Annotated in this window: 14 protein-coding genes; 12 read left to right on the forward strand and 2 right to left on the reverse strand. The window is 67.3% G+C overall.

What is annotated here, in order from left to right; genetic code table 11:
• The first annotated feature begins 62 nt into the window (after window positions 1–62).
• Window positions 63–2,276, forward strand: coding sequence for a primosomal protein N' (locus tag P1U75_RS11495; RefSeq protein ID WP_300243375.1), 2,214 nt, complete (start codon window positions 63–65; stop codon window positions 2,274–2,276).
• 120 nt (window positions 2,277–2,396) lie between these two features.
• On the opposite strand, the gene P1U75_RS11500 is transcribed toward P1U75_RS11495, so the two are convergent.
• On the reverse strand, window positions 2,397–3,458 hold the full coding sequence (locus P1U75_RS11500) for a YeeE/YedE family protein (RefSeq protein ID WP_300243378.1): 1,062 nt from the start codon (window positions 3,456–3,458) through the stop codon (window positions 2,397–2,399).
• A gap of 131 nt (window positions 3,459–3,589) precedes the next feature.
• Between P1U75_RS11500 and P1U75_RS11505 the strand changes: the two genes are divergently transcribed.
• The 3 genes from P1U75_RS11505 to P1U75_RS11515 all read left to right on the forward strand — a co-directional run bounded on the left by P1U75_RS11505 (window position 3,590) and on the right by P1U75_RS11515 (window position 6,209).
• Complete coding sequence (locus tag P1U75_RS11505) at window positions 3,590–4,822, forward strand: MFS transporter (protein ID WP_300243381.1); 1,233 nt, start codon at window positions 3,590–3,592, stop codon at window positions 4,820–4,822.
• A 63-nt stretch (window positions 4,823–4,885) separates the two neighbouring features.
• Window positions 4,886–5,758: a 50S ribosomal protein L11 methyltransferase gene (locus P1U75_RS11510; protein WP_300243384.1), complete on the forward strand. Its 873-nt coding sequence runs from the start codon at window positions 4,886–4,888 to the stop codon at window positions 5,756–5,758.
• 106 nt (window positions 5,759–5,864) lie between these two features.
• A complete protein-coding gene (locus P1U75_RS11515; protein WP_300243386.1) occupies window positions 5,865–6,209 on the forward strand; it encodes a hypothetical protein in 345 nt (114 codons plus the stop codon).
• 93 nt (window positions 6,210–6,302) lie between these two features.
• On the opposite strand, the gene P1U75_RS11520 is transcribed toward P1U75_RS11515, so the two are convergent.
• Window positions 6,303–6,521, reverse strand: coding sequence for a DUF1127 domain-containing protein (locus P1U75_RS11520; protein ID WP_300243389.1), 219 nt, complete (start codon window positions 6,519–6,521; stop codon window positions 6,303–6,305).
• A 341-nt stretch (window positions 6,522–6,862) separates the two neighbouring features.
• Here P1U75_RS11520 and ruvC point away from each other — a divergent pair, with 341 nt between their 5' ends.
• From ruvC to tolR, 8 genes are all read left to right on the forward strand, one after another.
• Window positions 6,863–7,366 (forward strand): crossover junction endodeoxyribonuclease RuvC, encoded by a 504-nt coding sequence (gene ruvC / locus P1U75_RS11525; RefSeq protein ID WP_300243392.1) that lies wholly within the window; start codon window positions 6,863–6,865, stop codon window positions 7,364–7,366.
• Complete coding sequence (gene ruvA / locus P1U75_RS11530; RefSeq protein WP_300243395.1) at window positions 7,363–8,049, forward strand: Holliday junction branch migration protein RuvA; 687 nt, start codon at window positions 7,363–7,365, stop codon at window positions 8,047–8,049. The genes ruvC and ruvA overlap by 4 nt, the downstream gene beginning before the upstream one ends.
• 33 nt (window positions 8,050–8,082) lie before the next feature.
• A complete protein-coding gene (gene ruvB, locus P1U75_RS11535; protein WP_300243398.1) occupies window positions 8,083–9,111 on the forward strand; it encodes a Holliday junction branch migration DNA helicase RuvB in 1,029 nt (342 codons plus the stop codon).
• A 94-nt stretch (window positions 9,112–9,205) separates the two neighbouring features.
• Complete coding sequence (locus P1U75_RS11540) at window positions 9,206–9,829, forward strand: hypothetical protein (protein WP_300243400.1); 624 nt, start codon at window positions 9,206–9,208, stop codon at window positions 9,827–9,829.
• The gene (locus tag P1U75_RS11545) at window positions 9,829–10,185 is read left to right on the forward strand and encodes a nuclear transport factor 2 family protein (protein ID WP_300243402.1); all 357 of its coding nucleotides are present in this window, start codon (window positions 9,829–9,831) and stop codon (window positions 10,183–10,185) included. Before P1U75_RS11540 ends, P1U75_RS11545 begins: the two co-directional genes overlap by 1 nt.
• Window positions 10,182–10,571 carry a tol-pal system-associated acyl-CoA thioesterase gene (ybgC, locus tag P1U75_RS11550; protein WP_300243405.1) on the forward strand — a complete coding sequence of 130 codons (390 nt, stop codon included), beginning with the start codon at window positions 10,182–10,184 and terminating at the stop codon, window positions 10,569–10,571. The genes P1U75_RS11545 and ybgC overlap by 4 nt, the downstream gene beginning before the upstream one ends.
• Before the next feature lie 102 nt (window positions 10,572–10,673).
• Window positions 10,674–11,369 (forward strand): protein TolQ, encoded by a 696-nt coding sequence (gene tolQ / locus P1U75_RS11555; protein ID WP_300243407.1) that lies wholly within the window; start codon window positions 10,674–10,676, stop codon window positions 11,367–11,369.
• A 4-nt stretch (window positions 11,370–11,373) separates the two neighbouring features.
• Window positions 11,374–11,847 carry a protein TolR gene (gene tolR / locus P1U75_RS11560; protein WP_300243409.1) on the forward strand — a complete coding sequence of 158 codons (474 nt, stop codon included), beginning with the start codon at window positions 11,374–11,376 and terminating at the stop codon, window positions 11,845–11,847.
• Window position 11,848: the final 1 nt, after the last annotated feature.

Below are 11,848 nucleotides of genomic sequence, written 5' to 3' on the forward strand. Positions count from 1 at the left end.
TTTACCTCAGAAAGGGAAGGGCGGGAACCCCCCGCGCAGTATCGGAGGATGGCGCAAACGGCATGACGGACGGGCGGGATCACGGCGGGCGGGACATGTTCGACGAAGGCGATCTTGTGGCGGTGCAGACCACCCAGCCGCTGGACCGGACGCTGGATTACCGCGCGCCCGAGGGCGGCTGCGTGCTGGGCGATTTCGTCGAGGTGCCGCTGGGCCCGCGCAAGGTGCCGGGCGTGGTCTGGGGGCCGGGGCGGGGCGATTTCGACCGCGCCAAGATCCGCGCGGTGATCCGGGTGCTGGACGTGGCCCCGATGCGCGAGGAAATGCACGATTTTCTCGCCAAGGCCGCCGATTATACGCTGACGCCGATGCCGGTGATGCTGCGGTTGGCGATGCGGGCGCCGGGGCTGGGCGATCCGCCCTCGATGCGCAAAATTTATCGTCGCGGAACGGGGGAGCCGGACCGGATGACCGATGCCCGCCGCCGGGTGCTGGAGGTGCTCGAGGACTATGGCGGGCTGGCCTTTACCCTGAAGGAGCTGGCCGAGATGGCGGGCGTGACGCCCTCGGTCGTCAAGGGGCTGGTGAAACATGGCGCCGTGCGCGAAGAGGACAGCCCGCGCGACCTGCCATTTCCGGTGCTGGACCCGAAGCTGCCGGGCAAGCCGCTGACCGAGGATCAGGCGGCGGCGGCGGATGTGCTGCGCGGGCATCTGCGCAGTCGACAATACGGCACCACGCTCCTGAAGGGGGTGACCGGCTCGGGCAAGACCGAGGTCTATCTCGAGGCGGTGTCGGAATGCCTGGCGATGGGGCGGCAGGCGCTGGTGCTGCTGCCCGAGATCGCGCTGACGGCCGAGTTCCTGACCCGGGTCGAGGCGCGGTTCGGCGCCAAACCGGCCGAGTGGCATTCGGGTGCCACGATGACCGAGCGGCGTCGGATCTGGCGGATGGTCGGACAGGGCGGCGCGCAACTGGTCGTCGGCGCACGCTCGGCCCTGTTCCTGCCGTTCCGCGATCTGGGGTTGATCATCGTCGACGAGGAACATGACACCTCGTACAAGCAGGAGGACGGGGTGATGTACAATGCGCGCGACATGGCGGTGCTGCGCGCGGCGATGGCCGCGGCGCGGGTGGTGCTGGCCAGTGCGACGCCCAGCCTTGAAAGCTGGGCCAATGCCGAGGCGGGCAAGTATGACCGGCTGGACCTGACCGCGCGGTTCGGCGATGCAGTGCTGCCCGAGATGCGGGCGATCGACATGCGCGTCGAAAAGCTGGAGGCGGGGCGCTGGATCTCGCCCAGCCTGCGCGGCGCGGTGCAGGCGCGGATGGAGGCCGGCGAGCAGGCGCTGCTGTTTCTCAACCGCCGGGGCTATGCGCCGGTGACGATCTGCCGGGCCTGCGGTCACCAGATCGCCTGCGATCATTGTGATGCGCGGATGGTCGAGCACCGGTTTCTCAAGCGGCTGGTGTGCCACCAGTGCGGCGAGACCAGGCCGATGCCCGAGGTCTGCCCCTCTTGCGGGGTGGAGGGGCGGCTGGCGCCGGTGGGGCCGGGGATCGAGCGGCTGGCCGAGGAGACCGCGGCGCTGTTCCCCGAGGCGCGGATCGCGGTGCTGAGTTCCGATCTTTTTGCCAGCGCCCGGGCGCTGAAGGAGAAGATCGTCGAGATCGGGGCCGGCGGTGCCGATATCATCATCGGAACCCAGCTGGTCGCCAAGGGGCACAATTTTCCCAAGCTGACGCTGGTCGGGGTGATCGACGCCGACCTGGGATTGCAGGGCTCGGACCTGCGCGCGGCGGAGCGGACCTTTCAACTGATGCGGCAGGTGGCCGGGCGCGCGGGCCGGGCCGACAAGCCGGGGCTGGCGCTGTTGCAGACCTTTCAGCCCGAGCATCCGGTGATCCGCGCCATTCTGGCCGGCGACGAGGAGGGGTTCTGGCGCGCCGAGGCGGCGGAACGACAGGCGGCGGGCGTGCCGCCCTATGGCCGCATGGCCGGGATCATCCTGTCGGGCACCGACGCCGGTGCGGTGTTCGATCTGGGCAATGCGCTGGCCCGCAACGCCGGCCCGCTGCACCAGATCGGCGCGCAGGTCTTCGGCCCGGCACCGGCCCCCATCGCGCGCATTCGCGGACGGCACCGGGTGCGGCTGCTGGTCAAGGCGGCCAAGGGCGCGCCGTTGCAGGCCGCGCTTGCCCGCTGGCTGGCGCCGCTGCGGCTGAAGGGGGATTTGCGGCTGAGCGTGGATATCGACCCGCAAAGCTTTCTCTAGGGGCCTGTGGCTTCGGGGAGAGGGATCGGCTCATGCTGCGCCGACGGCAAGCGGCGGAGCCTCCGGCGGGAGTATTTTCGGCCAGAAAAAGAGCGGGAGAGGGTATTGCCCGGGGCGACCTCAGGCGGTCACCGTGCTGCCCGGTTGATCGACCAGGAAATCGGTGGCCATCGCGCCGACCCACATGAAGAACAGCGCCGCCCAGGCGGTGCCGGCGAAGATCGAGCCGCCGGTGACGCCGGCGCCGATGGCGCAGCCGCCGGCCAGCATGCCGCCAAAACCCATCATCGCCGCGCCGATCATCGCCTTGCGCATGGTCACCGCGCCGTCGAAGGCCTGGATCCGCATCTCGCCGGCCAGCCCGGCGGCGATCATCGCGCCGATGAAGACCCCCGGCACCAGGCCGACATCGAATTCGAGGATGGCGTTGCGTTCGAGGAAGAACATCAGCGTATGCGCCGAGGGGCCGGTGAAGGTGGCGCTTTCGATCTGAAGCGGCTCGAAGGCGACCTGGGCCAGCGAATAGGTCAGCACCCAGCCCAGCGCCACCGAGAAGCCGACCCCGGAGGCGAAGACCAGCCGCCCCGCGCCGATGCGGTTGCGCCGCGACAGCACCAGCGCCAGCGCCGCGATCAGCAGGCCGAGCACGAACCCGCCGTAGTGTGGCAGACCCAGCGCGGCAAGAAGATCCATGTTGCGGCCACCCTCGGTGATCCAGAGCGCGGCGAGGGTGTCGCGCAGCGGGGCGAGGAGGCCCGAAAGGCTCATCTGTGCGACCACGGCGAAGATCAGGCCCGACACCACCGAGCGCAGGTTGCCGGTGGCCGCCATCACCAGGAGCCGCCCGGAACAGCCGCGCGCCAGTACCATGCCGGAGCCGAACAGCAAGCCGCCGATCACCGCGCCCGACCAGCTTCCCGGGACCGCCATCATGCGCGCATCGGCGCTGTCCATCAGGCCCAGCAATTGCGCGCCCTGCACCCAGACCACGGCGGTCGAGAAGGTGAGCAGCCAGACCGAGACCTTGGCCCCCATCGCGCCGCGGGCAAACTCGATCGTGGCCGCGCGCAGGCAGAACCGCGACCTTTGCGCCGCCACCCCGAACACGATCCCGGTGATCAGCCCGAACAGCGCCGCTGTCGGGGCCTCGCCGATCCGTTCCACGACAGCGACCAGATCCATCGCGCGCCCTCCCATACATTCGTTCATGGCGATATATACGGCCCGGTGCTCTGGTGCATTGATGCAGATCAGATGTTCGGGCGGGCATTTGCCCTCGCCAAGGTTGAGAATCCGGCGTAAGAGCCCGGGTCATGAGCACGCCCGTTACCCTGTCCGAAGCCCGGCAATTGCCGGTCTGGCGCCGCCCCGTGGCGCTGTTGTTCCTGATGGCTGTGGCCATGCCGGTGGCCTTTGCCACCTGGTCGGCGCTGCTCAACAATTTCGTCATCGAGGTGGCGCAGTTCGACGGCAGCGACATCGGCTGGCTGCACACGGTGCGCGAGATCCCGGGGTTCCTGGCGATCGGGGTGATCGCGGTTCTGATGTTGATGCGCGAGCAGGTCCTGGGGCTGGTGTCGCTGATCCTGCTGGGGGTGGCGACGGCGCTGACCGCGCAGTTCCCCTCGCTGGGCGGTATCCTGGTGATCACCATGCTCAGCTCGATCGGGTTCCACTATTACGAGACGGTGAACCAGTCGCTGCAGCTGCAATGGCTGCCCAAGGACCGCGCGCCGCGGATGCTGGGCTGGCTGCTGGCCGCAGGGTCCGCGGCGACGCTGGTCTCTTACGGGCTGATCGTTCTGCTGTGGGAGCCGCTGGGCCTGACCTATAACATCGTCTACGCGCTGGCCGGCGGGTTCACCGCGCTGGTCGCGGCGGCGGCGTTCTTTCTCTATCCGCAGTTTCAGGCCGACACCGTGCAGAGCAAGAAGATGGTGCTGCGCCGCCGCTACTGGCTTTATTACGCGCTGCAGTTCATGGCCGGTGCCCGGCGGCAGATTTTCACCGTCTTCGCCGGCTTCATGATGGTCGAGAAATTCGGCTTCGATGTGCATGAGGTCACGGCGCTGTTCCTGATCAACCTGGTTGCCAACATGGTGTTCGCGCCTCTGGTGGGGCGCGCCGTCGGCGCCTTTGGCGAACGTCGCGCTCTGTTGTTCGAGTATTCCGGGCTGGTGGTGGTGTTTCTGGCCTATGGCGGCATCTATTTCTTCGGCTGGGGGGTGGTGCTGGCCGCCACGCTCTATGTGATCGACCACATGTTCTTTGCGCTGGCGCTGGCGCTGAAGACCTATTTCCAGAAGATCGCCGATCCGGCCGATATCGCCCCCACCGCCGCCGTGGCCTTTACCATCAACCATATCGCCGCGGTGGTTCTGCCGGCGCTGCTGGGCTATCTCTGGCTGGCCTCGCCGGGCGCGGTGTTCGGGCTGGCGGCCGGCATGGCGATGACCTCGCTCTGCCTGGCGCTGCTGATCCCGCGCCACCCGGAGCCGGGCAACGAGACCGTGCTGGCCCGCTTCGTTCCGGCCCCGGCGGAATAGGGCGCGCTTGACCTTGCCGCGCCGCCGCCCTAGGGCCGGGCGCAGCCTTGCAGGAGATGCCCCATGCCGACGTTCACCGCGCTGACCACGCTTCCCGGAAAATCCCAGGCCGAGGCGCTGGGCGAGGCGATGGAGCGGCTGGAGCCGGTGCCCACCGGCGTCGGCGTGTTCGAGGTCGAGGACGGGTCGGGCCTGTGGGAGGTTGGCGGATATTTCACCGAACCCCCCGATGTGGCCGCGCTGGCGCTGTTGTCCGTCGCCTTCGGGGCGAGGGAGTTCACCGTCTCTGAACTGCCCGAGACCGATTGGGTCGCCCATGTGAGGCGCGAACTGGCGCCGGTCGAGGCGGGGCGGTTCTTCGTTTACGGCAGCCATGACGCCGACAAGCTGCCCGAGGGGCGCATCCCGCTGTTGATCGAGGCGGCGATGGCCTTTGGCACCGGGCATCACGGCACCACGCTGGGCTGTCTGCGGGCGCTGGACCGGCTGATCGAGGGCGGGTTCATGGGTGAAAAGGTCGCCGATATCGGCTGTGGCACCGCGGTGCTGGCGATGGCGGCGGCGCGGGTCTGGGATGGCGCGATCATCGCCAGCGACATCGATCAGGTGGCGGTGGACGTGGCCGAGGCCAACCTGCGCGCCAACGACATGGCGGGCCGGGTGCGCTGTGTCGAGGCGGCAGGCTTTGCCCATCCCGACCTGGCGGCGCTGGCGCCCTATGACCTGATCTTTGCCAATATCCTGAAAGGGCCGCTGGTGGCGCTGGCCCCGGACCTGGCGGCGCATCTGCGCGCGGGTGGATATGCCATCCTGTCGGGGATTCTCAACGAGCAGGCCGAAGACGTGATTTCGGTTTATGCACGCTCTGGCGTCAATCTTGTCGAAAGCGAAGAGATTGGTGATTGGACCACGCTGCTTTTGCAGAAAAAGGCGTAAATCAGGCGGGTTTTAGGGGCATTTGAGACATCTGCCCCATTCTTGCCACAATTCAGCCCGATCTTCGCCTCCCGATCCGGTGGGGGCCGGAGATGGAGAGGCTGTCATGGCCCATCAAGATCTGGAATTTACCAACCGCGTCAATCGGTTGACGCGCAAACACCGCGCCATGTCGCGCGGGTACTCAACCCGGATGCGTCCCGACGGGTTGCTGGTGACCGCGCCCGCGCGGCCCCGGCGGTGGGTGTCTCTGCGGGTGATTTTGCTGTTCGTCGCGGTATTCTTCGCCTTCAAGGCCTTGCTGATGGCCGCGGCCGGCACCGCCGCCTATGACGAGCGGGTCGCGCGCCTGCAGGCCGGGACCGCCGCCGAGGCCGCAGGCGCCTGGATCATGCAATCGGACCCGGTGACAGAGGCGCTTGCCGGGCGGATCGTGCGGCTGCTGCCCTGAGCGGGGCGGAAAGGGGCGCCAAAAAAGAAACGCCGCGTGGGCCAGGGCCCCGCGGCGGTTTCAGATGTCTCCGAGGGAGAGACGAAGACAGCGTCAGTTCGACGAGATGCGGTTTGCGACCAGGTCGATATCGCCGCGGATCAGGCCGATGTCTTCCAGTTCGCGGTCGCTCAGCGATGCCAGCGCGTTGCGGGTGACGCGGGCGTCGTTCCAGGCGGCGACGGCGCTGATGACGGCGCAGATCGCGGAGCCGATGCGGCCGAACAGGATGGCCGAGTCGGAAACGGGGCGGGTGGTGTCGAATGCAGCCATTGACGTGTTCCTTTGATTGATGGTTTGCACTGTGTGTCGTTGTCACCGGCAGGTAGTCTGCCCGAATTTTCCGCACAAGGGCGCAAAACGCATGGTTCTTATGCGCCTTGTGCATGGGTCGTGCAGGTTGAAAAAAACCTGAAATATTCGTGACTTCCGGTGAAGATGTGTGTCGTTTTCGGGCATGGGTTCTGTCGTTTTCAGACCATGTGTCGTGTTTGGAAAATGCGGATGTCGCATTTGTTGTGATCGAAAGTTCGCCGCGTTTTTCTTGGACCGTGTTCGCCTTTCGTGCTACTGCATCAAAAAAGCAACAATTTCCGGGCGGGGCCGGGCAGCACATGCGGATTCTGGGCATTGATCCGGGGTTGAGAACCCTTGGCTGGGGCGTGATCGAATCGCGGAACGGGCGGTTGCGGCATGTGGCCAATGGGCTGTGCAAGTCGCAGGCCTCCGATGAACTGGCGTTGCGGCTGTTGTCGCTGAACCGGCAGATTGCCGAGGTGATTGCGGACTACGCCCCCGACGAAGCCGCTATCGAACAGACCTTCGTCAACAAGGACGGTGTTGCGACGCTGAAACTGGGTCAGGCGCGCGGGGTTGCGTTGCTGACGCTGGCGCAGGGCGGGCTGCCGGTGGGCGAATACGCCCCCAACCGGGTGAAAAAGACCGTCGTCGGCGTCGGCCACGCGGAAAAGGAACAGGTGCTGCACATGGTCAGGCTGCAATTGCCGGGCTGCAACCCGGCCGGACCGGACGCCGCCGACGCGCTGGCGATCGCGATCTGTCACGCATACTACGGCGGCACCGAGGGCGGCATGCGCCTGCGCGAGGTGCGGGCATGATCGGGCGGCTGACCGGGCGGATCGGGTACCGGGCCACGGATCACATCCTGATCGACGTGGGCGGGGTCGGCTATCTTGTCTATTGCTCCGACCGGACCATGGCGGCGCTGCCGGGGGTGGGCGAGGCGGTCTCGCTTTACACCGATCTGGTGGTGCGCGAGGATCTGATGCAGCTCTTCGGCTTTCCCTCCCTGGTGGAAAAGGAATGGCACCGGCTGCTGACCAGCGTGCAGGGGGTCGGTGCCAAGGTTTCGCTGGCGATTCTCGGCGCGCTGGGCCCCGAGGGCGTCGGTCGCGCCATCGCGCTGGGCGACTGGGCGGCGGTCAAGGCCGCGCGCGGCGTCGGCCCCAAGACGGCGCAGCGGATCGTGCTCGACCTCAAGGACAAGGCGCCCGGCGTGATGGCAATGGGTGGGTCGATCACCGAGGCGATGGAGGGGCCGGAGCCGGCGCCGGTGGTCGAGGTGGTGGAGCCGAGCGGGCCGAAAACACGTCAGAAACCGGCGCCGCGTGTGCCGTCCAGTGCCAGCGCGCAGGCCGATGCGCTTTCGGCGTTGTCCAACCTGGGCTATGGCCCGTCGGAGGCCGCCGGTGCCGTGGCCGAGGCCGCCGGCGAGAATCCGGAGGCGGGCGAGGCCGCGCTGATCCGCGCCGCGCTGAAGCTTCTGGCGCCGAAGGGGTAGGGGAATGCTGGAAACTGATCGGAGAATTTCCCGATGAACGATCCCGACCCCACCTTGCGGCCCGATCCGCTGCCCGAGGACGGCGCCGGCGACGACCGCGCGCTGCGGCCGCAGACGCTGGGCGATTTCATCGGCCAGGCCGAAGCGCGGGCCAACCTGCGGATCTTCATCCAGTCCGCCCGCCAACGCGGCGAGGCGATGGATCACACCCTGTTCCACGGCCCCCCCGGGCTGGGCAAGACCACGCTGGCGCAGATCATGGCGCGCGAACTGGGGGTGAATTTCCGCATGACCTCGGGCCCGGTGTTGGCCAAGGCGGGGGATCTGGCCGCCATTCTGACCAACCTGGAGGCGCGCGATGTCCTCTTCATCGACGAGATCCACCGGCTGAATCCGGCGGTCGAGGAGGTGCTCTATCCCGCGCTGGAGGATTTCGAGCTCGATCTGGTGATCGGCGAGGGGCCAGCGGCGCGCACCGTGCGGATCGAGTTGCAGCCTTTCACGCTGGTCGGCGCCACCACGCGGATGGGCCTTTTGACCACGCCGCTGCGCGACCGCTTTGGCATTCCGACCCGGTTGCAGTTCTATACCGAGGACGAGTTGTTCGAGATCGTGACCCGCAACGCGCGCAAGCTGGGTGCGCCCGCCGACCCGAAGGGCGCGCGCGAAATCGCCCGGCGGGCCCGTGGCACGCCCCGGATCGCGGGCCGCCTGCTGCGCCGGGTGGTGGATTTCGCGGTGGTCGAGGGCGACGGCACGATCACGCAGGCATTGGCCGACAACGCGCTGACCCGGCTGGGGGTCGATCATCTGGGGCTGGATGGCGCCGACCGGCGGTATCTGGCGCTGATTGCCGAGAACTACGGCGGCGGGCCGGTGGGGATCGAGACCCTGTCGGCGGCGCTGTCGGAGAGCCGCGACGCGCTGGAAGAGGTGATCGAGCCCTACCTGCTGCAACAGGGGCTGATCCAGCGCACCCCGCGCGGCCGGATGTTGGCGCAAAAGGCCTGGGCGCATCTGGGCCTGCCGATGCCCAAACCGCAGTCAGACCTGTTCAGCTAGCCGCCGGAGCGCCCTGCGACGTTGCGCTCCTCTTGCGGTTGCGAAGGGGCGGTCTTAGCCTTGGGGCGGCAATAAGGGATCGGAGGCCCCCCGCGTGACACCGCAAGAGATCGAGGCGCTGTTTACCCGCGATGACGGCGCATTTCTGGTCGCGCGCTGGGGCCGGCCCATCGCGCCGGTGGTCTTCGGCGTCGAGGCGGAGACGCTCTCGGTGGTCAAGGGCGCGTTCGAGGCGGTGGCGGCGCTGTCAGGGCACAAGCTGGCCGAGACCGACCCGGAGCTGGGCAGCAATTGCATGGTGTTCTTCATCCGCGACTGGGCAGAACTGCCGCAGATGCCGGGGATGGACCGGCTGTTGCCCGACCTCGGTCCGCTGGTGGCGCGGCTGACGGCGGCAGGCGCCAACCAGTACCGCGCCTTTCGCTTCGACGAGGGGGGCGCGATCAAGGCGGCTTTCGTGTTTCTGCGCATGGACGAGGCCCTACTCAAGGTGCCGGCGGAAAGCCTCGCGCTCGGCCAGGTGGTGCAGACGTTTCTTTTGTGGTCCGAAGGCGCCTTTCGCGACAGCTCTCCGCTGGCCGTGGCGGGCGGAAAGACCATTCTTCGCCCCGAGATCGCCGGTGTGATCCGCGCTGCCTACGACCCGGTGCTGCCGGCGGTGGCGCATGACCCCTCGCACGCGCTGCGGCTGTTCGCTCGGATGAGAAAGGACGCGTGATGGATGCACAGGGTTTCGCGGCAGAGTGGGAAACCGGGTGGAACAGCCATGACCTGGACCGGATTCTGTCGCACTATGCCCCAGAAATCCTGTTCCGCTCGGCCAAGGCCGCGGCGCTGGTGGGGGCGGGTGATGTGCGGGGGCGCGGTGCTTTGCGCGACTATTGGGGGCGGGCGCTCGCGGCGCAACCGGATCTGCGTTTCAAGGTGGTGGATGTTTTCGAAGGGCACGAGATGATCGTGATAACCTATCGCAACCATCGCGGCGTGCTTGCCGCCGAAACGCTGCGGTTCGGACCCGGCGGCCTTGTCGTCGAGGCATCGGCCTGTCATCGGAACGAGGAGGCGGCCCGATGACCCACAGGTTCCCCATCCGCGTCTACTACGAAGACACCGACATGGGCGGCATCGTCTATCACGCCAATTACCTGCGCTATATCGAACGGGCACGGTCGGACTGGGTGCGCCAGCTTGGCAACGACCAGAACGCCATGCGCGACGCCGGCCTCGTCTGGGTGGTGCGTCGGATCGAGGCTGATTATATCACCACCGCGAAATTCGAGGACGAGCTGGAGGTCGAGACCACCCTGCGCAGCATCTCGGGCGTGCGGTTGGTGATGGACCAGGTGGTCAAACGCGACGGCACCCCGATCTTCACGGCGGCGGTCACCGCCGTCTGCATGAATACCGAGGGCAGGCCGGTGCGCCTGCCAGCGGAGATTCGCGCATTGATGCAGGGCTGAATCACGACCCTGCGGCGGGAATGGTATTTGTCGGCAAACTGGGTTAGATTCGCCGCAACAAGGCCGAAACAAGAACCCGGCCGGTAGGCAAAGAGCAGGCGGATGGAAGCAGAAACCCTGGCGCTAGCGCAGGAGATGGATTTCTCCCTGTGGGCGCTTTTCGCACGTGCAACCCTGATCGTGAAACTTGTGATGGGGATGCTGGTCTTCGCCTCGTTCTGGGCCTGGGCCATCATCATACAGAAAACGATCTCCTATCGCGCGGCCCGCTCCGAGGCGGCGGCCTTTGACCGCGCCTTCTGGTCGGGCGAGCCGCTCGACGGGCTGTTCGAGGAAACCGGACCCACGCCAGACGGCCGCTCCGAGCGCATCTTTGCCGCCGGAATGGTCGAATGGCGCCGCTCGCACCGCAACGACGGCGGGCTGATCGCCGGCGCCCAGGCGCGGATCGACCGCAGCATGGATGTGGCCATCGCCAAGGAGGCCGAGGATCTGCAAAAGGGGCTTCCGGTGCTGGCCACGGTGGGCTCGACTGCACCCTTCGTCGGGCTGTTCGGCACGGTCTGGGGTATCATGCACGCCTTCATCAGCATTGCCGAACAGCAGAACACCAACCTGGCCGTGGTGGCGCCGGGCATCGCCGAGGCGCTGCTTGCCACCGGCCTCGGCCTGCTGGCGGCGATCCCGGCGGTGATCTTCTATAACAAGCTGAGCGCGGACAGCGACCGCATCCTTGCGGGCTACGAGGCCTTTGCCGACGAATTCGCCACCATCCTCAGCCGCCAGCTGGATTCCTGAGGCCATGGGTGCGGCGGTTCAGAACCAGGATCAGGGCGGTCCGCGGCGGCGCGGCCGGGGTCGTCGCCGTGCCCGGCCGATGGCCGAGATCAACGTCACCCCTTTCGTCGACGTGATGCTGGTGCTGCTGATCATCTTCATGGTGGCCGCGCCGCTGATGACGGTGGGCGTGCCGGTGGAGCTGCCCAAGACCGCCGCAGGTGCGCTGCCCGGCGATGAGGAAGAACCGCTGACCGTGACCATCACCGCCGAGGGCCGGATCGAGATCCAGACCAGCGAGGTGCCGCGCGGCGAACTGGTGAGCAAGCTGCGCGCCATTGCCGCCGAGCGCGACAGCGACCGGGTGTTCCTGCGCGCCGACGGGGCGATCCCCTATGAACTGGTGATGCAGGTGATGGGCGCGCTGAATGCTGGCGGCTTCTCGAACGTGGGGCTCGTGACCGACAGCGGCGGGCCCACCCTGGACGATGCCGGGTGAG

Origin of the sequence: Antarcticimicrobium sp., assembly GCF_029212575.1 — a bacterium.
In the GTDB taxonomy this organism is placed as follows: Bacteria; Pseudomonadota; Alphaproteobacteria; order Rhodobacterales; family Rhodobacteraceae; genus Antarcticimicrobium.